The sequence below is a fragment of the Microbacterium sp. genome, assembly GCF_044508325.1.
Taxonomy (GTDB): domain Bacteria; phylum Actinomycetota; class Actinomycetes; order Actinomycetales; family Microbacteriaceae; genus Microbacterium.
On record NZ_JBIQHX010000008.1, the window covers coordinates 110,385 to 130,013 of the forward strand.

The window sequence follows — 19,629 nt, forward strand, 5'->3', positions numbered from 1 at the left end:
AGAAATGGCACGGGACGTCCTGAGCATCGGCCAGGTCCGCATCCACTCCGGCGGCGCGACGCGGGAAGAGGCGATGAAGGAGGCCGCCGACATCCTCGAGGCCGCCGGCGCCGTCACCGGCGCGTACTTCGACGCCATGCAGCAGCGCGAGCAGACGGTGTCGACCTACATGGGCAACGAGCTCGCCATCCCGCACGGGACCAATGAGACCAAGGACGAGATCCTCTCCTCGGCCCTGTCGGTCGTGCGGTACGACGGCGGGGTGGACTGGGGCGGTGAGCCGGTCACCTTCGTCGTGGGCATCGCCGGCAAGGGCGACGAGCACCTCGAGATCCTCTCGCAGATCGCGCTGCTGTTCTCCGACGAGGACGAGGTCGCGCGGCTGAAGACGGCGCAGACGCCCGAGGAGCTGTTCGCGATCCTCAGCGCCGTCAACGAGTCATGAAGGCGGTCCACTTCGGCGCCGGCAACATCGGGCGCGGTTTCGTCGGCCTGCTGCTGCACGAGGGCGGGTACGAGCTCGTCTTCTCCGATGTCGCCGCCGACCTCGTCGACGCGATCAACGCGGTGGACTCGTACACCGTGCACGAGGTGGGCGAGGACGGCGCCGACGTCGTGGTCACGGGGTTCCGGGCCATCAACAGCGCCGAGCACGAAGCCGAGCTCATCGAGGAGATCGCCGGGGCCAACATCGTCACCACCGCGGTCGGCCCCACGATCCTGAAGTTCGTCGCCGCCCCGATCGTGGCGGCGCTGGCCCTGCGCGACCCGGCTTCGCCGCCGCTGCAGATCATGGCGTGCGAGAACGCCATCAACGCGACCCACATCCTGCGCGACGAGATCATCGAGCGCGCCGGCGACGCGTGGGACGCCCTGGCCTCGCGGGCCGTGTTCGCCAACACGGCCGTGGACCGGATCGTCCCGGCCCAGCCGCCGGGTGCGGGGGTGGATGTCACGGTCGAGCCGTTCTACGAGTGGGCCATCGAGCGCCCGCCGTTCGGAGACGATCCGCCGCACATTCCCGGAGCGCACTTCGTCGACGACCTCGCGCCGTACATCGAGCGCAAGCTCTTCACCGTCAACACCGGGCACGCGGCGACGGCGTACTTCGGTGCGGCCGCCGGCGACGAGACGATCGCCCAGGCCCTGGAAGACCCGATCAGCGCCGCGCAGGTGGCGGCGACCCTGGAGGAGACCTCGGCCCTGCTGGCGGTCAAGCACGGGCTGGATGCCGGCGAGCTCGCCGACTACCGCGCCACCATCCTGCGGCGCTTCCGCAACCCCGCCCTGCCCGACACCGTCTGGCGCGTCGGGCGTGAGCCCCTGCGCAAGCTGTCGCGGCACGAGCGCTTCGTCGGTCCCGCCGCCCAGGCCGCCGAACGCGGCCTCAAGGTCGACGCGCTGGTTGCCGCGATCGGCGCCGCCCTGGCCTTCTCGGATCCGGCCGACGAGCAGTCGGTGCGCCTGCAGCAGCTGCTGCGCGAGAAGGATGCCGCGACGCTCACCGCTGAGGTCACCGGTCTCGAGCCCGCCCATCCCCTGTTCCCCCGGGTGCAGGCGGTCGTCGAGGCCCGGCAGGCCGCGCTCTGATCCGTCGCGCGTGCGCGCTGCGCGCGGCCGCGCTCAGACGTCGAAGCCGTCGGCGATGACGTCGATGAGCTCCTCCCGCTCCTCGACGGGCAGGAATGCGCCGGCGGCCGCGTTGAGCTGGAACTGCTCGAGGTCGTCGAGATCGTAGTCGAAGGCCTCCACGAGCAGGGCCAGCTCGCGAGTCAGCGACGTGCGGCTCATCGTGCGGTTGTCGACGTTGACGGTGACGGTGAAGCCGAGCTGGTAGAGCAGGTCGAAGGGGTGGTCCTCGATCGTCTCGCCCCACGCCGCGATCGCCCCCGTCTGCAGGTTCGACGACGGCGACAGCTCGAGCGGGATCTCCCGGTCGCGCACCCAGCGCGCCAGGTCGCCCAGCCGCACCTGCACCTCGTCACCCGAGCGCGTGACCACCTCCAGGTCCTCCGCGAGGCGCACACCGTGACCCAGCCGCAGGGCGCGCCCGTCGATGAGCGCCGAGCGGATCGAGTCGAGGCCGGCGGCCTCCCCGGCATGCACCGTGACCGGGAAGAAGCTCGCCGCGAGGTGGTCGAACGCCTCCCGATGCCGGGACGGCGGGAAGCCGTCCTCGGGCCCGGCGATGTCGAAGCCGACGGCGCCGCGGTGCCGGAACGCGACGGCCAGCTTCGCGATCTCGAGCGAGCGGTCCGTGTGCCGCATCGCGCTGACCAGCTGCCCGACGCGGATGCTGCGCCCCGCCCGGTCGGCGGCCGCCTCGCCCTCCTCGATGCCCGCCTGCACCGCCTCCACGGCCTCTTCGAGCGAGAGCCCCGCGGCCAGGTGCTGCTCGGGCGCCCAGCGCGCCTCGCCGTACACGACGCCGTCCGCGGCCAGGTCTTCGACGAACTCCCGCGCGACGCGGCGCAGGCCGTCGGCGGTCTGCATCACCGCGATGGTGAGGTCGAACGTCTTCAGGTACTCCACCAGTGATCCCGAGTCCGACCTCTCGGCGAACCAGTCGGCGAGGGATGCCGCATCCGGCGCCGGCAGCTCGACCCCCGCCTCGCGCCCGAGTTCGAGCACCGTGGCCGGGCGCACCCCGCCGTCGAGATGGTCGTGCAGCGACACCTTCGGGAGGCTCCGCAGGGACACGCCCTGCACGCGCAGGTCGCCGTGCTGGTCGATGGGCATGGGACTCCTTCCGCCGGCGGATCAGGCCGTGATGCGCTCGAGCACGAGCGGCGTGCGTGCGGGGGCAGCGTCGCCGATGTCCCACGCGCCCTCGAGCGCCCCGAGCGCGCGATCGAACCGCGTGGGGTCGTCGGCGAGCAGCGTGAACACGGGCTGGCCGGCGGTGACCGCGTCACCGGGCTTGACGTGCAGATCGATGCCCGCGGCATGCACGATGCGGTCCTCGGCGCGCGCCCTCCCGGCGCCCAGCCGCCAGGCGGCCACGCCGAACGGGAGCGCCTCCATCCGGGTGACCACGCCGTCGCGGTCCGCCGTGACGGTGTGCGTCTCCCTCGGCGCCGGCAGCGCGGCACCCGGATCGCCGTCCTGGGCACGGATCATCGCGCGCCAGACATCCATCGCCCTGCCGTCGGACAGCGCCGCCGCGACGTCGGCGTCGGGCTGCCCCGCGAGGGCGAGCATCTCGCGGGCGAGGGCGACGGTGAGCTCGACCACGTCGGCCGGACCGCCGCCGGAGAGGACCTCGACGGACTCGCGCACCTCGTTGGCGTTGCCGATCGCGAGGCCCAGGGGTGTGCTCATGTCGGTCAGCAGCGCGGTCGTGGCCACGCCGGAGTCGCTGCCCAGCGCGACCATCGTGCGGGCCAGCTCCCGCGCGCGCTCCTGCTCGCGCATGAACGCCCCCGAGCCGAACTTGACGTCCAGCACCAGAGCGCTCGTCCCCTCCGCGATCTTCTTCGACATGATGCTCGACGCGATGAGCGGGATGGCCTCCACTGTGCCGGTGACATCGCGCAGGGCATACAGCTTCTTGTCGGCCGGTGCCAGCCCGCTGCCGGCCGCGCAGATGACGGCGCCGATCTCGCGCAGCTGGGCGAGCATCTCGTCGTTCGACAGGGCCGCACGCCAGCCGGGGATCGACTCCAGCTTGTCGAGCGTGCCGCCGGTGTGCCCCAGTCCGCGCCCCGACAGCTGCGGCACCGCCACCCCGAAGGACGCCACCAGGGGCGCCAGCGGGAGGGTGATCTTGTCGCCGACGCCGCCCGTCGAGTGCTTGTCGACCGTCGGCCGGCCCAGACCCTCGAAGCTCAGCCGCTCGCCGGAGTCGATCATGGCGTCGGTGAGGACGCGGATCTCGTCGCGGGACATGCCGTTCAGCAGCACCGCCATCGCGAACGCCGCCATCTGGGCGTCCGACACGTAGCCGCGGGTGTACGCATCCACGAGCCAGCGCAGCTCGTTCTCGGCGACCGCGCGCCCGTCGCGCTTGGCGTGGATCACGTCCACCGCGTCGAACGGCTCGAGCGCGGTGCTCATCTGTCCAGACCCTCCAGGTCGCGGGGGCCGAACGCGTCCGGCAGCACCTCGTCGATGGTGCGGATGCCCGAGACCGTCTCCAGGAGCATGCCCGGCACGGCGAACTCGTACAGCAGCTGGCGGCAGCGCCCGCAGGGCATGATGGTCGCGCCGTCGCCGTTGACGCAGACGAAGGCGACCAGCTCGCCCCCGCCGGTCATGTTCAGCTCGGACACGAGGCCGCACTCGGCGCACAGGCCCACCCCGTACGAGGCGTTCTCGACGTTGCAGCCCTGCACGATGCGCCCGTCCGACACGAGCGCGGCGGCTCCGACCGGGTATCGCGAGTACGGCGCGTACGCGCGCCGCATCGCCTCCGTCGCCGCCGCCCGAAGCTCGTCCCAGTCGATGTCGGTCACGTCGCTCCTACTCCTTGATGTAATGCTTCCCGTCGGCGGCGGGTGCGCGGATCTGTCCCGCGAACCCGGCGACGGCGAGGATCGTCACCACGTACGGAAGCATGAGCATGAACTCGCTGGGGATCGGCGTCTTCAGCACCGTGAGCAGGTTCTGCAGGTTCGTGGCGAACCCGAACAGCAGCGCCGCCAGGGTCGCGCGGATCGGGTCCCACCGGCCGAAGATCACCGCGGCCAGCGCGATGAAGCCCAGGCCCGCCGTCATCTCCTTGGCGAAGGCGGGCACCGAGACGAGGGTGAAGTAGGCGCCGCCGATGCCGGCGATGGCGCCGGCGAGGCTGACATTCCAGAACCGCGTGGCGTTGACCCTGATGCCGACCGTGTCGGCCGCCTGCGGGTGCTCGCCGACGGCGCGCACGCGAAGCCCCCAGCGCGTCCGGTACAGACCCCATGCCACCGCGGCGACGGTGAGGTACATGAGATACACGATGAACGTCTGGTTGAACAGGATGGGACCGATCACCGGGATGTCGCCCAGCAGCGGGATCTCCCACCGCGAGAAGCGGGTGGGCGTGTTCAGCAGCGCGGCGTTGGGAACCAGCAGCACGCCGTAGAGGAACCCGGTCAGGCCCGTGACGAGCACATTGAGCACCACGCCGACGATGACCTGGTCGACGAGGTACTTGATGCCGAAGGCGCCCAGGAGGAAGGCGACGAGGACTCCGCCGATCATGGCGCCGACCAGGCCCACGAACGGATTGCCGGTGATGCTGGCGAGGATCGCGGCGCTGAAGGCGCCGAGGAGGAACTGCCCCTCGATGGCGACGTTGACCACGCCCGCGCGCTCCCCGATGACCCCGCCCAGCGCTCCGAACACGAGCGGCACCGACAGCGACACCGCTCCGAACAGCAGTCCGGTCACCGGCACCAGGCCCCCGGCGCCCGCCCACGTGAGGAACGAGAACATCGCCAGGAACGCGAACAGGATCGGCAGCCACACCTGCGTGCGGCGGTAGCCCCAGGCATCCCAGAACGCCCACAGGGTGAGCGCCACGAGGAAGGCCAGCGTGATCCACGCGGTCGGCGCCGTGGGCACCGCGACCTCGCCCCGCGGGAGCAGCGCCGAGGACGCGTCGCCGAGGAGGAACGTGCTCACCCCGCTGCGCGGCGCGATGAGATAGAGGACCCCGAGCAGCACCGTGACGATCGCCAGGGTGACCGGCAGCTTGAAGTGACGGACCTTCACGACCGCGAGCTGGATCGTGCCGTCGGGGGCGGCATGGGGAGCGAGAGTCGACATCACGCCACCGCCTTCCCCTCGACGTTCTCAGGTCGACGGCGCTTTGCCGCCCGCGCCTTCGCCTTCGCGGACTTCTCGGACTCGTCCTTGGGCAGGAAGAAGATCGTGCGGATCAGCGGCGGCGCCGCGATGAACAGCACGATCAGCGACTGGACGACCAGGACGATGTCCACGGGGATGCCCTGCGAGGCCTGCATGGTGAACGAGCCCGCCTTCAGCGCGCCGAACAGGATGCCGGCCGCGAACGTCCCCCACGCGCGGCTGCGGCCCAGGAGCGCGACGGTGATCGCGTCGAACCCGATGCCGGCGTCGATGGTGCCGTCGAAGCCCGTGGTCACCGATCCCATGATCTGGTTCATGCCCGCGATGCCGGCCAGGCCGCCCGCGAAGACCATCGCGTAGATGTACATGCGCTGCACGCTGATGCCCGCGGCCCGGGCCGCGTGCGGGTTCTCGCCCACGGCGCGCAGCCGGAACCCGAGGCTGGAGCGCTCGACGAGCCACCACACGAACACCGTCGCGGCGATGACGACGATGAACCCCCAGTCAAGCAGCGGGAATCTCGGCCCGAGCAGCTCGGGGAACTGCGCCGACGGCGGAGTGCCCGCGGAGATCGGCTGGTTGGTGCCGGGCTTCTGCAGCAGGCCGGGGGTGCGCACCATCCACGCGATGAGGTAGAAGGCGACGTAGTTGAGCATGATCGTGAGGATCACCTCGTGCGCCCCGGTGCGGGCCTTGAGGACGCCGACGATGCCGCCCCAGATCGCGCCGCCGGCGATGCCGGCCGCCAGCGTGACCGGGATGTGCAGCCACAGCGGCAGGTTGAGGTTGAAGCTCACCAGGGCCGCGGTGGCGGCCGCGATGAGCATCTGGCCGCGGGCGCCGATGTTGAACAGGCCGACGCGGAAGCCGATCGCCACACCCAGGCCGGCCGCGATCAGCGGTGCCGCGAAGCCGAGCGTGTTCGTGAACGGCCGGATCGCCGTGCCGAAGTCCTTCGCGCGGGCGTTGAAGATCGATCCGCGGAAGAGCGCCTCGTAGGCGCCGTACACCGAGTTCCAGATGGCGGCGAACGTGTCCTGCGGGCGGGCGAAGAAATAGCCGGACGCGGCCTGCACGTCCGGGTCGGTGATGGCGATGAGGATGCCGCCGACCACCATGGCGAGCACGATGGCCAGGATCGTGGTCACCACGCTGCCGCGCATGATCTCGCGGATGATCTGGTTCTGGCGCGGGGGCGGGGGGATCTCCGCGGCCGCCGGCTCCGGCGAGGGCGGGTTGCCCGTGAGGGGGCCGGACACCGGGGGCAGCTGCTCGGGCGGCAGCCCCTCGGGCTCGGTGCCGGGGGTGCGGTCGCTCATGCGGCGTCCTCCGTCGGGTTCACGCCGGCCATCATGAGGCCGAGCACATCACGGGGCGTGTCGCCGGGGACGATGCCGACGATGCCGCCACGGTACATGACCACGATGCGGTCGGCGAGGGCGGCGACCTCGTCGAGCTCCGTGGAGACGACGAGAACGGGGACCCCGGCGTCGCGCGTCGCGATGATCCGCTTGTGGATGAACTCGATCGACCCGACGTCGACGCCGCGCGTGGGCTGCGAGGCGAGGAACAGCCGCAGCTCGCGGCTGAGCTCGCGCGCGATGACAACCTTCTGCTGATTGCCGCCGGACAGCGACCCCGCCGGCTGGTGCGGACCCTGGGTCCGGATGTCGAACTCCTCGATCCGCTCCTTCGCGAAGCGGTCCAGCACGCTGCGCCGGATCGTCGCGGCGGTGGTGAAGGCGGGATCGGACGACCGGTCGAGGATGAGGTTCTCGGCCACGGTGAAGGCGCCGACCAGCCCGTCCTCGGTGCGGTCCTCGGGGATGAAGCCGACGCCCTCGTCGAGGATGGCCCGGACGCTGCGCCCGACCAGCTCCACGCCGTCGAGGCTGACCGAGCCGGTCACGCGCGTCTGCAGCCCCACGATCGCCTCGGCGAGCTCGGTCTGGCCATTGCCCTGGACGCCCGCGATGGCCACCACCTCGCCGGGGCGCACGTCGAAGGAGATGCTGTCGACGACCACCTCGCCGCGCTCGGTGAGCACGCGGAGGTCGCGCACCTCGAGACCGCCCGCGCCGACCTGCGGCGGCTCCTTGTGCACGGTGAGCTCCACCGCACGGCCGACCATCATCGAGGCCAGCTCGGTGTTCGACGCGGTCGGGCTCGCCTCCCCCACGACCCGGCCGAGGCGGATCACGGTGATCCGGTCGGCCACCTCGCGCACCTCGCGCAGCTTGTGGGTGATGAACACGATCGAGGTGCCCTCGTCCCGCAGCTGACGCATGATGCCCATCAGCTCATCGGTCTCCTGCGGGGTGAGCACGGCGGTGGGCTCGTCGAAGACGAGGATCCTGGCGTCGCGGGCGAGCGCCTTGATGATCTCGACGCGCTGCTGCACGCCCACCGGCAGGTCTCCGACGAGGGCGTCCGGGTCGATGTGGAAGCCGAACCGCTCCGACACGGTGCGGACGTGCTCCCGCGCCTTGCCGAGGTCGAGGGCGCCGATCGCGTTGGTGTCCTCGTGCCCGAGCATGACGTTCTCGGCCACGGTGAACACGGGGATCAGCATGAAGTGCTGGTGCACCATGCCGATGCCGGCAGCCATCGCGTCTCCCGGCCCCCGGAAGTGCTGCACCTCGCCGTCCAGCAGGATCTCGCCCTCGTCGGCCTGGTACAGGCCGTAGAGCACGTTCATCAGCGTCGACTTGCCCGCGCCGTTCTCGCCCAGCAGCGCGTGGATCTCCCCGGGCTGGACCACCAGATCGATGTGATCGTTGGCCGTGAGGCTGCCGAAACGCTTCGTGATGCCACGGAGCTCGAGCTTCATACTGTGCACCTTATCCACAAAGAGCGGACCCCAGAAAGGACTCCGACCGGGGATGCGAGGCACCCCCGGTCGGGCCGGTGCGGCCGGCGTGGCGGCCGCCTGTCCGCTTACGGCGAGCTCGGCGAGGTGACCTCGAGCGAACCGTCGATGATCGCGGCCCGCAGGGCGTCCAGCTCGTCGAGCAGACCGTCGGGCAGCTGGCTCTCGAAGTCGTGGAAGCTCGACAGGCCGACGCCCTCGTTCTCGAGGGTCCCGACGTACGGCGTGACGTCGAAGTCGCCGCTGGCCGCCGACATGACCGCGTCGTACACGGCGTTGTCGATGTTCTTCAGGATGGACACGAACACCATCGGAGCGATCTCGGGAGCCGTCTCGTACAGGTCGGCGTCGACGCCGAGCAGCACGGTGTCCTCACCGCTGTCGGTGATGGCCGCGGCCGCGCTCTGGAAGATCGGGCCGCCGACGGGCAGGATCACGTCGACACCCTGGTCGAGGATGCCCTGCGCCGTCTGCTTGGCGGTGTCGTTCGGGGCGAAGCCGCCCGTGAAGGCGCCCTCCTGCGCGGCGACGTCCCAGCCGAAGGTCTGGACGCTGGCGCCCTTGTCCTCGTTGTACTTGTCCACGCCGTCGACGAAGCCGTCCATGAAGATCGTCACCGGCGGGATCGGGATGCCGCCGAAGGTGCCGACCTTGTTCACGCCGGATGCGGCGGACCATGCCGCGGACGCGTAGCCGCCGAGGTAGGCCGCCTGGACCGTGTCGAACAGGAGCGGCTTGATGTTGGGCGCGTCGGTCGTCCCGTCGCCGATGGGGTTGCCGTCGTCATCCTCGGCACCGGTGTTGTCGGCCCAGTCGTCGATGATCGCGTAGTTGATGTCGGGGTTGGCCAGGGCCGAGGCGACGGTGTCGGGCGACAGCTTGAAGCCGACCGAGATGATGAGCGTGCAGCCCTCGGCGACGAGGTTGTCGAGGTTCGGCGCGTAGTCGTTCGCCGAGCCGGACTCGACCTCGCCGGCCTCGACGCCCAACTCGGCCGCTGCGCGCTCGATGCCGGCCTTCGCCGACTGGTTGAACGACTTGTCGTTCCAGCCGCCGTCATCGGAGACGATGCACGGCTTGAAGTCGGCATCCACCTCCGGCGCTCCGGACGTGGGTGTGGACTCGGGTGCCGCGCCGCAGCCGGCGAGCGCCACGAACAGTCCTGCGGCGGCCGTGACGCCCAGGAGCTTCTTGGTGGTAGAGATGGTCAACTCACGCCTCCCCATCGATCGACCGCGGATTTCGCGGTGCATAGAGAAGTTACCCAGTGTGACGCGCGGGTTGCATACGCAGGAAGGCCTGAAAAGCGAAAGGTTACCAAGACGCAACAGAGCGCATGGGCTACAGCACGTCGCCGCGTCCGGTCAGCTTCAGGGCGTCCACGACGCCCTTGACGCGCTGGGCGTGTTCGCTCGTGGTGACCAGCAGCGCGTCCTCGGTGTCGACGATCACGATGTCCTTGACCCCGATGACGCTGATGACGCGCTGGGTCTGGCTGACGAGGATGCCGCTGGCGGTGTCGGCGAGCACGCGCGCGTTCTGTCCGAGGATCGCGAGGTTGTCCTTGCGGCCGCCCGAGTTGAGCTTGGCGAGACTGGCGAAATCGCCCACGTCGTCCCAGTCGAAATGCCCGGGGATCACAGCCAGCCGGCCCCGCTCGGCGGCCGGCTCGGCGACCGCGTAGTCGATGGCGATCTTCTTCAGCGTCGGCCAGACCCGGTCCACCACCGGTCCCCGGCGGTCGCGGTCGTCCCACGCCTCGGCGAGGTCCATGAGCCCTGCGTACAGGTGCGGCTCGTTCTCGGCGATCTCGCCGAGCAGCACATCGGCGCGGGCGATGAACATGCCCGCGTTCCACAGGTACGAGCGGTCGCCGTAGTACTCGCGCGCCGTCTCCAGGTCGGGCTTCTCCACGAAGCGCTCCACCAGGGCCGCCTCCGGCGCTCCGTCGATGACCAGCTCGCGTCCCTTCCTGATGTAGCCGAAGCCCACCGAAGGCTCGATGGGCGGGATGCCGATCGTGCAGATGTACCCTTCGCGGGCCACCGCCACCGCCTGCTGCACCGCCCACTCGAACACCTGGGTGCCGCGGATGACATGGTCGGCGGCGAACGAGCCGATGATCACATCCGGCTCGCGCTGTGCGAGCACGGCGGCGGCCAGGCCGATCGCGGCGGTGGAATCGCGCGGCTCGGATTCGAGCAGCACGTTGTGGTCGGGGATGGCGGGCAGCTCCTTCTCGACGGCGGCGCGGTGCGCCCGACCGGTGACCACCGCGATGCGGTCGTGACCGGTCAGCGGCTCCAGCCGATCCCAGGTGTCGCGCAGCAGCGTCTGCCCGGATCCGGTCAGGTCGTGCAGGAACTTGGGCGCATCCGCGCGGGAGAGCGGCCACAGGCGGCTGCCGATCCCGCCCGCGGGGATGACGGCGTAGAAGTCCTCGATCGGCTCGGCCATGAAGCCAGGGTAGCCGCGGCGTCCGGCAGGGCCCCGGGTAAGGCCGCCCTAATCGCCGAAGGCGGCGGCGACGGGAATAGGATGAAACACACAGGTTCCAAAAGGGAGGATGACCGTGTCCGCACCAGCACGCGTCACGCCGTCGTTGTCGGAGACCACCTCCAGCACTCCCCGCGGCACGCTCTATCGCGGCCACGAGGGCATGTGGTCGTGGGTCCTGCACCGCATCACGGGCGTGGCCATCTTCTTCTTCCTGCTCGTGCACATCCTCGACACCGCCCTCGTGCGGGTCTCGCCCGAGGCGTACAACGCGGTCATCGGCACGTACAAGAACCCGATCATGGCGCTCGGCGAGGTCGTGCTGGTCGGTGCCGTCGCCTATCACGCCTACAACGGGCTGCGCATCGTCCTCGTCGACTTCTGGTCCTGGGCGACGCGGCACCAGCGCCGGCTGTGGTGGGGCGTGATCGGGCTGTGGCTGGTCACGATGCTCGGGTTCGCCCCGCGACATCTGATGCTCGCGTTCGGAGGGGGCAGCTGATGAGTGCGACCATCGCCGATCCCCGTACCTCGCACGCCACCACCCGCCGGGGGATGAACCTGGAGAAGTGGGGCTGGGTGTACATGCGCGTCTCGGGCGTGCTGCTGATCATCCTGATCTTCGGCCACCTGTTCGTGAACCTCATGGTGGGCGAAGGCATCCACGGCATCGACTTCGCCTTCGTGGCCGGCAAGTTCGCCACGCCGTTCTGGCAGTGGTGGGACGTCATCATGCTGTGGCTCGCGCTGATCCACGGCGCCAACGGCATGCGCACCATCGTCAACGACTACGTGACCGGGCCCCGCGTGCGCGCCGTCCTGCTGTGGGCGCTGGGGCTGTCCGCGGCCTTCCTCATCCTGCTGGGGACGCTGGTGGTCTTCACCTTCGACCCCTGCCCGGCCGGATCGCCTGCCGACCTCCTCCCGGCGTTCTGCGCCGAGCTGTGACGTCGAGACAACGAGATGGAGGCCTCCCACCCGTGAGCACCCAGAGCAGCGCCAGCGAGACCGTCGTCAAGGACGGCGTCCACTACCACCAGTTCGACATCGTCATCGTCGGCGCCGGCGGCGCCGGGATGCGGGCGGCGATCGAGGCGGGACCGGGCGCCAACACCGCGGTCATCTCGAAGCTGTACCCGACGCGCTCGCACACCGGCGCCGCGCAGGGCGGCATGGCCGCCGCGCTCGCGAACGTCGAAGAGGACTCGTGGGAGTGGCACACCTTCGACACGGTCAAGGGGGGTGACTACCTCGTCGATCAGGACGCCGCCGAGATCCTCGCCAAGGAGGCGATCGACGCCGTCATCGACCTCGAGAACATGGGGCTGCCGTTCAACCGCACGCCCGACGGCAGGATCGACCAGCGCCGCTTCGGCGGGCACACCGCCGACCACGGGAAGACCCCGGTGCGGCGGGCCTGCTACGCCGCCGACCGCACCGGCCACATGATCCTGCAGACGCTGTTCCAGAACTGCGTCAAGCTCGGCATCAACTTCTTCAACGAGTTCTATGTGCTCGACCTCATCACGGTGAAGGACGACGAGGGGCGCACCGGCGTCGCCGGCGTCGTGGCCTACGACCTGGCCACCGGCGACCTGCACGTGTTCCACTCCAAGGCGGTCATCTTCGCCACCGGCGGCTTCGGCAAGATCTTCAAGACCACCTCGAACGCCCACACGCTCACCGGCGACGGCGTCGGCATCATCTGGCGCAAGGGGCTGCCGCTGGAGGACATGGAGTTCTTCCAGTTCCATCCCACCGGGCTGGCGGGCCTGGGCATCCTTCTCACCGAGGGCGCCCGCGGCGAGGGCGCGATCCTGCGCAACGTCTCGGGCGAGCGCTTCATGGAGCGCTACGCCCCCACCATCAAGGACCTCGCGCCACGCGACATCGTCAGCCGCTGCATGGTGCAGGAGGTGGCGGAGGGCCGGGGCGCCGGGCCGCATCGCGACTACGTGCTCCTGGACTGCACCCACCTGGGCGCCGAGGTGCTCGAGACCAAGCTGCCCGACATCACCGAGTTCGCCCGCACCTACCTGGGAGTGGACCCCGTGGTCGAGCCCGTGCCGGTGATGCCCACCGCGCACTACGCGATGGGCGGCATCCCCACGACCAACGACGCCGAGGTGCTCGCCGACAACACCACCGTCGTCCCGGGTCTGTACGCCGCCGGGGAGTGCGCGTGCGTGTCGGTGCACGGCTCGAACCGCCTGGGCACCAACTCCCTGCTCGACATCAACGTGTTCGGCAAGCGCGCCGGCCGCAACGCGGTCGAGTACGTCAAGACGGCCGAGCTCCTGCCGCTGCCGGAGGACCCCGCCCGCGAGGTGCGCGAGATGATCGAGGGCCTGCGCGACAATCCCGGCACCGAGCGCGTCGCCGTGCTGCGCAAGACGCTACAGGAGGAGATGGACCGCAAGGCGCAGGTGTTCCGCACCGAGCAGTCGCTGACCGAGGTCCTCGACACGATCGAGGATCTGCGCACCCGGTACCGGAACGTGCACGTCGACGACAAGGGCAAGCGGTTCAACACCGATCTGCTCGAGGCCGTCGAGCTCGGCTTCCTGCTCGACATCGCCGAAGTGGTCGTCTACGCGGCGCGCAACCGCAAGGAGAGCCGCGGCGGGCACATGCGGGACGACTACCCGCAGCGCGACGACGAGAACTACATGCGGCACACGATGGCGTACCTCACGGGCGATCCGCACTCCTCCCATCCCGACGACCACATCACGCTGGACTTCAAACCCGTCGTCATCACCCGCTACCAGCCGATGGAGAGGAAGTACTGATGTCGTCCGTCGTTCGAGAGGACCCGGCGGAGATCGCCGCCGAGGAGTCGATCACTCCGGCCCTGGAGGTCCCGGAGGAGCTGGAGGCGGTCGAATCGGCGCCGGAGACGGGCATCCAGTCGTTCCTGGTCACCTTCATCATCCGCCGCTTCAACCCGGAGGTCGACGAGGAGCCGCGCTGGGTCGACTACGACGTCGAGGTCTACTCCACCGATCGCGTCCTGGACGCGCTGCACAAGATCAAGTGGGAGGTCGACGGATCGCTGACCTTCCGCCGGTCGTGCGCGCACGGCATCTGCGGGTCGGACGCGATGCGCATCAACGGCCGCAACCGGCTGGCGTGCAAGACGCTCATCAAGGACCTCGACATCGCCCAGCCCATCTACATCGAGGCGCTCAAGGGCCTGCCCCTGGAGAAGGACCTCGTCGTCGACATGGAGCCGTTCTTCGCGTCGTACCGCGAGGTCAAGCCGTTCCTGATCGCGAACTCGACGCCGGAGCCGGGCAAGGAGCGCATCCAGTCGGTGGCGAACCGGGCGATCTTCGACGACACCACCAAGTGCATCCTGTGCGCAGCCTGCACCTCGTCGTGTCCGGTGTTCTGGACCGACGGCCAGTACTTCGGTCCGGCGGCCATCGTGAACGCGCACCGCTTCATCTTCGACTCCCGCGACGACGCCGCCGACGTGCGGCTGGACATCCTCAACGACAAGGAGGGCGTGTGGCGCTGCCGGACGACCTTCAACTGCACCGAGGCGTGCCCGCGGGGCATCGAGGTCACCAAGGCCATCGCCGAGGTGAAGCAGGCGGTGCTGCGGCGCGGGTGACCTGCGCTCTGCCCTAGTCTGGCGTCGTGGCGGAGAGACGGTCGCGGCGGCACCCGGAGCCGGCGCCCCTGCCCGGTGGGTCGGGGGCGTCCGACGACGACCCGGCGCAGCACGGCTGGGAGGCGGCGCAGTCGTCGCTGCGCGAACGCCTCGACGAGCCGATCGCCCGCGCCACCGCGATCACCCGGCGCACGCTCGCCTGGTTCCCGGTCCGGGTGTGGCGCCATTTCCTGCGGCACAACGGCTTCCTGCTCGCAGCGAGCATCAGCTACCAGTCGCTGTTCGCGATCTTCGCGGTCGTCTACGTCGCCTTCGCCACGGTGGGGCTGTGGCTGGGCGGCAGCACGCGGGCCATCGATGGCCTGATCCGCCTCATCAACAGCTGGATCCCGAACCTCATCAGCGAGAACGGGCTCGTCACCCCCGAGCAGGTGGAGTCGGTCGCGTCCGAGAGCGGCAGCGTGCTGGCGATCACCGGCGCGATCGCGGTGGTGGTGGCGCTGTGGACGGCGATCAGCTTCGTCACCTTCACCCGCCGTGCGGTGCGCGACATCTTCGGACTGCCCTTCGACAGCCGCAACTACTTCTACCTCAAGGCCCGAGACCTCCTCGCGGCCATCATCTTCGGGCTGGCGCTCGTCCTGGGCGCAGGACTCGGCGTCCTCGCCTCGGGCGCGCTCGACCTCATGCTGTCGCTGTTCGGCCTGGACACCCAGTCGTTCCTGTCGCAGCTGGTGGTCAAGACCCTGTCGCTGCTGGTGGCCGTCGTCGTCAACGGTGCCGCGCTCGGCGGCCTCGTCCGCTTCCTCACCGGCGCCGAGCTCCCGTGGCACACGATCTGGCCCGGCGCGCTGGCGGCCGGCGTCGCCATCGCCGTGCTGCAGGTGCTGGCGGGCCTGCTGTTCCAGTACACGCCGACGAACCCGCTGCTGCTGTCGTTCTCGGTCTTCATCGGGTTCCTGCTGTGGTTCCGCTTCGTGGGGATCGTGATCCTCGTCGGGGCGGCCTGGATCGCCGTGACCGCGACCGACCGCCATCTCCCCATCCAGCCGCTGAGCGAGGCCGAGCGGCTCGCGGCGGAGCACGAAGCGCTGACGGTCGCCGCACGCGTGCGGCTGCGGGTGGCGGAGCAGCAGCGCACCACAGCTCCCTGGTACGCCGTGTGGGCGGCGACCCGAGACGTGCGTCGCGCCCGCGATGAGCTCGCTCGGCTGGAGGCGACCGCTCCCCCGCGGCCGGCGGATCCCTGGCTGCCGTGACCGTCGGCGCCCGCGGTTAGGCTGGAGCACGTGCCCCGCCGTGTCCGCATCGCCTCTGTCAACGTCAACGGAATCCGCGCCGCCGCACGCAAGGGGATGCTCGAGTGGCTCGCCGAGGCGGATGTCGACATCATGGCGCTGCAGGAGGTGCGCGCCAGCGCCGAGCAGCTGGCCGCCGCGCTCCCGGGCTGGGAGCTGGTCAGCGACGAGGCGCTCGCGAAGGGACGCGCGGGGGTGGCGATCGCCTCGCGAAGCGCGGGCCTCGAGGTCCGCCGTGTGCTCGGCGACGCCGAGACCCTCGACTCGGCGGGCCGCTGGATCGAAGCCGACTTCGACGTCGACGGCGAGCGCCTCACCGTCGTGAGCGCCTACGTGCACACCGGCGAGGCCGACACCCCGCGGCAGGATCTCAAGTGGGCTTTCCTGGACGCGATGGAGCGGCGGATGCCGCAGCTGGCCGCGACATCCTCGCTCGCGGTCGTCATGGGCGACCTGAACGTCGGGCACCGCGAACTCGACATCCGCAACTGGAAGGGCAACCTCAAGAAGTCGGGCTTCCTCCCCCGCGAGCGCGCCTACTTCGACCGGTTCCTGGCGCCCGCGGGCGAGACGGTCACCGCCGTGGACGGCACGACGGGCACGGGCCTGGGGTGGGTGGATGTCGGACGCCGGTGGCACGGCGACATCGACGGACCGTACACCTGGTGGGCCATGCGCGGCCGCGCGTTCGACAACGACGCAGGCTGGCGCATCGACTATCACCTCGCCACCCCTGCGCTGGCCGAGCGCGTCACCGACTACCGCGTGGTCCGCGCCCCGTCGTGGGACACGCGATGGAGCGACCACGCTCCGGTCGTCGCGGACTACACCCTCGGTCGCTGAACGGCGCGCCGGCGGCGGCGCTCAGGCGGCACCGGGCAGCACGACGTCGAACCGGCAGCCACCGTGGACGCGCGCGCTCGCGGCGTGATCGCAGTGCTCGCCCTCGCGGCCTGCGCGTGCGTGCTCGTCGCCGATCTGTCGCAGATGAGCCGCGGCGAGGTCGAGCGCATCTGGCTGCCGTTCGTGCCGTGGCTGCTCGTGGGCACGGCACTGCTGCCGCCGCGCTGGCGCGCGGGGGGCCTGGCGGGGCAGGCGGCGTTCGCGATCGTCGTGCAGCACCTGCTTCAGACCGGCTGGTGAGGCCGCGCCCTCGCCGGGCTCACACGTGCGCGGACTGCCCGCGGCGCGCGAGGCGCATCCAGGTCTCGACGACCGTGTCGGGGTTCAGCGACATCGACTCGATGCCCTGGTCGACGAGCCAGTCGGCCAGGTCGGGGTGATCGGAGGGGCCCTGGCCGCAGATGCCGATGTACTTGCCGCGCCGGGTGCACGCCTCGATGGCCATCTTCAGCACCGCGAGCACCGCCGGATCGCGCTCGTCGAAGGTCGCCGCGACCAGCGACGAGTCACGGTCCAGGCCCAGCACGAGCTGGGTCATGTCGTTCGACCCGATCGAGAAGCCGTCGAACACGTCCAGGAACGCGTCGGCCAGCAGGGCGTTCGACGGGATCTCGCACATCATCACGACCTCGAGCCCGTTCTCGCCGCGGCGCAGGCCGTTCTCGGCGAGCAGGTCGACGACGGCCTGACCCTCGGCGACCGTGCGCACGAACGGCACCATGAGCTTGACGTTCGAAAGCCCCATCTTGTCGCGCACGTGGCGCATCGCCTCGCACTCCATGTCGAAGCAGGCACGGAAGTCCGGTGACACGTAGCGCGCGGCCCCGCGCCACCCGAGCATCGGGTTCTCCTCTTCGGGCTCGTACCGGTCGCCGCCGAGGAGATTCGCGTACTCGTTCGACTTGAAGTCGCTCATCCGCACGATGACCGGCTCGGGGGCGAAGGCGGCCGCGATCATCGACACGCCCTCCGCCACGCGCTGCACGAAGTAGTCCCGGGGCGACGCGTACGCCGCGATGCGCTCGTCGACCTGGGCCTTCAGATCGGCCGGCAGGCTCTCGTGCTCCAGCAGCGCCCGCGGGTGGATGCCGATCTGCCGGTTGATGATGAACTCCAGGCGTGCGAGCCCGACGCCGCGGTGGGGCAGCTTGGCGAACGAGAACGCCTGATCCGGCGTGCCCACGTTCATCATGATCTTCACCGGCAGCTCGGGCATCGCGTCCAGGTGGGTCTCCTCCTCGGCGAAGTCCAGTGCGCCCCGATAGACGAAGCCGTCGTCGCCCTCGGCACACGAGACGGTGACCTCCGCCCCGTCCCGCAGCGTGCGGGTGGCATCCCCCGTCCCCACCACCGCCGGGATTCCCAGCTCGCGCGCGATGATCGCGGCGTGGCAGGTGCGTCCGCCGCGGTCGGTGACGATCGCCGAAGCGCGCTTCATGATCGGCTCCCAGTCCGGGTCGGTCATGTCGGCGACGAGCACGTCGCCGGGCTGGAAGCGGTCCATGTGCGCCACATCGTCGAGCACGCGCACGGGGCCCGCGCCGATGCGCTGGCCGATCGCGCGGCCGGTCACCAGCACGTCGCCGCGCTCGCGCAGGACGAACCGCCGCATCACCGTGCCGTCGGCGCGCGAGACGACGGTCTCGGGTCGCGCCTGCACGATGAACAGCTCGCCGGTCACGCCGTCCTTGGCCCACTCGATGTCCATGGCGCGGCCGTAGTGCTCCTCGATCACGAGCGCCTGCCGGGCGAGCTCCTCCACGTCGGCGTCGGCGATGCAGAAGCGGCGGCGGTCGGCATCCGGCACGTCCTCGAACGCTGTCGACCCCCCGACGCTCACGCCCGCGGTGTACCGCATCGCGATGGCCTTCTCACCGACCTGCCGCTTGAGGATCGCGGGGCGCCCGGCCCGCAGCGCCGGCTTGTACACGTAGAACTCGTCCGGGTTCACCGCGCCCTGCACGACCGCCTCGCCGAGCCCGTAGGCGCCGGTGACGAACACGGCGTCGGCGAAGCCCGACTCGGTGTCGACGGTGAACATCACGCCGGACGCACCGGCATCCGACCGCACCATCCGCTGCACGCCCGCGGACAGCTCGACCTCGTGGCGGTCGAATCCGTGATGGGCGCGATAGGCGATCGCGCGGTCGTTGTAGAGCGACGCGAACACGAGCTTGACGGCCCGCAGCACATTGTCGATGCCGCCGATGTTCAGGTAGGTCTCCTGCTGGCCGGCGAAGCTCGCATCGGGAAGGTCCTCGGCGGTCGCGCTCGAGCGGACGGCCCAGGTCACCTCGTCCGGCTGCGGGTCGCCCGCGACGAGGCGGTCGTACGCGCTGCGGACGTCGCGCTCAAGCTCGGCGGGGAACGGCTGCTGCTCGATCCAGCCGCGGATCTCCGCGCCGACGCGGGCGAGCTCGGCGACGTCGTCGATGTCGAGCGCGCCCACAGCCGCCGCGATCCGATCGCGCAGGCCGCCCTCGGCGAGGAAGGCGCGGTACGCGTCGGCCGTCGTGGCGAAGCCGCCCGGCACCTTCACGCCCGCGTCGGCGAGGTTCGAGACCATCTCGCCCAGCGACGCGTTCTTGCCGCCCACCTGCGGCAGGTCCGCCATGCCGATGTCTTGGAACCACAGGATGTTCGCCATCTCT

The 19,629-nt window shown here is 70.3% G+C and carries 18 protein-coding genes; 9 read left to right on the plus strand and 9 right to left on the minus strand.

Features of this window, described 5'->3' with window-relative positions:
• Positions 1-4 precede the first annotated feature (4 nt).
• Together ACIWQI_RS08705 and ACIWQI_RS08710 are read left to right on the plus strand one after the other, a co-directional pair.
• Positions 5-445 carry a PTS sugar transporter subunit IIA gene (locus ACIWQI_RS08705; RefSeq protein WP_396656757.1) on the plus strand — a complete coding sequence of 147 codons (441 nt, stop codon included), beginning with the start codon at positions 5-7 and terminating at the stop codon, positions 443-445.
• Positions 442-1,590: a mannitol-1-phosphate 5-dehydrogenase gene (locus ACIWQI_RS08710; protein ID WP_396656758.1), complete on the plus strand. Its 1,149-nt coding sequence runs from the start codon at positions 442-444 to the stop codon at positions 1,588-1,590. The genes ACIWQI_RS08705 and ACIWQI_RS08710 overlap by 4 nt, the downstream gene beginning before the upstream one ends.
• A 33-nt stretch (positions 1,591-1,623) precedes the next feature.
• Here the strand turns inward: ACIWQI_RS08710 and ACIWQI_RS08715 are convergent, their stop codons facing one another.
• The 8 genes from ACIWQI_RS08715 to ACIWQI_RS08750 form a co-directional block, all read right to left on the minus strand.
• A complete protein-coding gene (locus tag ACIWQI_RS08715) occupies positions 1,624-2,739 on the minus strand; it encodes an adenosine deaminase (protein WP_396656759.1) in 1,116 nt (371 codons plus the stop codon).
• 21 nt (positions 2,740-2,760) lie between these two features.
• Positions 2,761-4,056, minus strand: a complete 1,296-nt coding sequence (locus ACIWQI_RS08720) for a thymidine phosphorylase (RefSeq protein ID WP_396656760.1) — start codon at positions 4,054-4,056, stop codon at positions 2,761-2,763.
• The gene (locus ACIWQI_RS08725; RefSeq protein WP_396656761.1) at positions 4,053-4,454 is read right to left on the minus strand and encodes a cytidine deaminase; all 402 of its coding nucleotides are present in this window, start codon (positions 4,452-4,454) and stop codon (positions 4,053-4,055) included. The genes ACIWQI_RS08720 and ACIWQI_RS08725 overlap by 4 nt, the downstream gene beginning before the upstream one ends.
• Positions 4,455-4,461: 7 nt before the next feature.
• A complete protein-coding gene (locus tag ACIWQI_RS08730; protein WP_396656762.1) occupies positions 4,462-5,751 on the minus strand; it encodes an ABC transporter permease in 1,290 nt (429 codons plus the stop codon).
• On the minus strand, positions 5,751-7,112 hold the full coding sequence (locus ACIWQI_RS08735) for an ABC transporter permease (RefSeq protein ID WP_396656763.1): 1,362 nt from the start codon (positions 7,110-7,112) through the stop codon (positions 5,751-5,753). Before ACIWQI_RS08735 ends, ACIWQI_RS08730 begins: the two co-directional genes overlap by 1 nt.
• Positions 7,109-8,623, minus strand: a complete 1,515-nt coding sequence (locus ACIWQI_RS08740; protein ID WP_396656764.1) for an ABC transporter ATP-binding protein — start codon at positions 8,621-8,623, stop codon at positions 7,109-7,111. The genes ACIWQI_RS08735 and ACIWQI_RS08740 overlap by 4 nt, the downstream gene beginning before the upstream one ends.
• A 107-nt stretch (positions 8,624-8,730) precedes the next feature.
• On the minus strand, positions 8,731-9,873 hold the full coding sequence (locus ACIWQI_RS08745; RefSeq protein WP_396656765.1) for a BMP family protein: 1,143 nt from the start codon (positions 9,871-9,873) through the stop codon (positions 8,731-8,733).
• Positions 9,874-10,003: 130 nt separating this feature from the next.
• The gene (locus ACIWQI_RS08750; RefSeq protein WP_396656766.1) at positions 10,004-11,119 is read right to left on the minus strand and encodes a mannose-1-phosphate guanylyltransferase; all 1,116 of its coding nucleotides are present in this window, start codon (positions 11,117-11,119) and stop codon (positions 10,004-10,006) included.
• Between the two features lie 115 nt (positions 11,120-11,234).
• Between ACIWQI_RS08750 and sdhC the strand changes: the two genes are divergently transcribed.
• The 7 genes from sdhC to ACIWQI_RS08785 all read left to right on the plus strand — a co-directional run bounded on the left by sdhC (position 11,235) and on the right by ACIWQI_RS08785 (position 17,218).
• Positions 11,235-11,660, plus strand: a complete 426-nt coding sequence (gene sdhC, locus ACIWQI_RS08755) for a succinate dehydrogenase, cytochrome b556 subunit (protein ID WP_396656767.1) — start codon at positions 11,235-11,237, stop codon at positions 11,658-11,660.
• Positions 11,660-12,106, plus strand: coding sequence for a succinate dehydrogenase hydrophobic membrane anchor subunit (locus ACIWQI_RS08760; RefSeq protein WP_396656768.1), 447 nt, complete (start codon positions 11,660-11,662; stop codon positions 12,104-12,106). The genes sdhC and ACIWQI_RS08760 overlap by 1 nt, the downstream gene beginning before the upstream one ends.
• 32 nt (positions 12,107-12,138) lie before the next feature.
• Positions 12,139-13,950 (plus strand): succinate dehydrogenase flavoprotein subunit, encoded by a 1,812-nt coding sequence (gene sdhA / locus ACIWQI_RS08765; RefSeq protein WP_396656769.1) that lies wholly within the window; start codon positions 12,139-12,141, stop codon positions 13,948-13,950.
• A complete protein-coding gene (locus ACIWQI_RS08770) occupies positions 13,950-14,777 on the plus strand; it encodes a succinate dehydrogenase iron-sulfur subunit (protein WP_396656770.1) in 828 nt (275 codons plus the stop codon). Before sdhA ends, ACIWQI_RS08770 begins: the two co-directional genes overlap by 1 nt.
• Before the next feature lie 26 nt (positions 14,778-14,803).
• Complete coding sequence (locus ACIWQI_RS08775) at positions 14,804-16,036, plus strand: YihY/virulence factor BrkB family protein (RefSeq protein ID WP_396656771.1); 1,233 nt, start codon at positions 14,804-14,806, stop codon at positions 16,034-16,036.
• 30 nt (positions 16,037-16,066) lie between these two features.
• Positions 16,067-16,918, plus strand: coding sequence for an exodeoxyribonuclease III (locus ACIWQI_RS08780; RefSeq protein ID WP_396656772.1), 852 nt, complete (start codon positions 16,067-16,069; stop codon positions 16,916-16,918).
• A gap of 63 nt (positions 16,919-16,981) precedes the next feature.
• Positions 16,982-17,218 carry a hypothetical protein gene (locus ACIWQI_RS08785; protein ID WP_396656773.1) on the plus strand — a complete coding sequence of 79 codons (237 nt, stop codon included), beginning with the start codon at positions 16,982-16,984 and terminating at the stop codon, positions 17,216-17,218.
• A 19-nt stretch (positions 17,219-17,237) separates the two neighbouring features.
• On the opposite strand, the gene ppsA is transcribed toward ACIWQI_RS08785, so the two are convergent.
• Entirely contained in the window at positions 17,238-19,625 is a 2,388-nt protein-coding gene (gene ppsA / locus ACIWQI_RS08790) for a phosphoenolpyruvate synthase (protein WP_396656774.1), read from the minus strand.
• Positions 19,626-19,629: the final 4 nt, after the last annotated feature.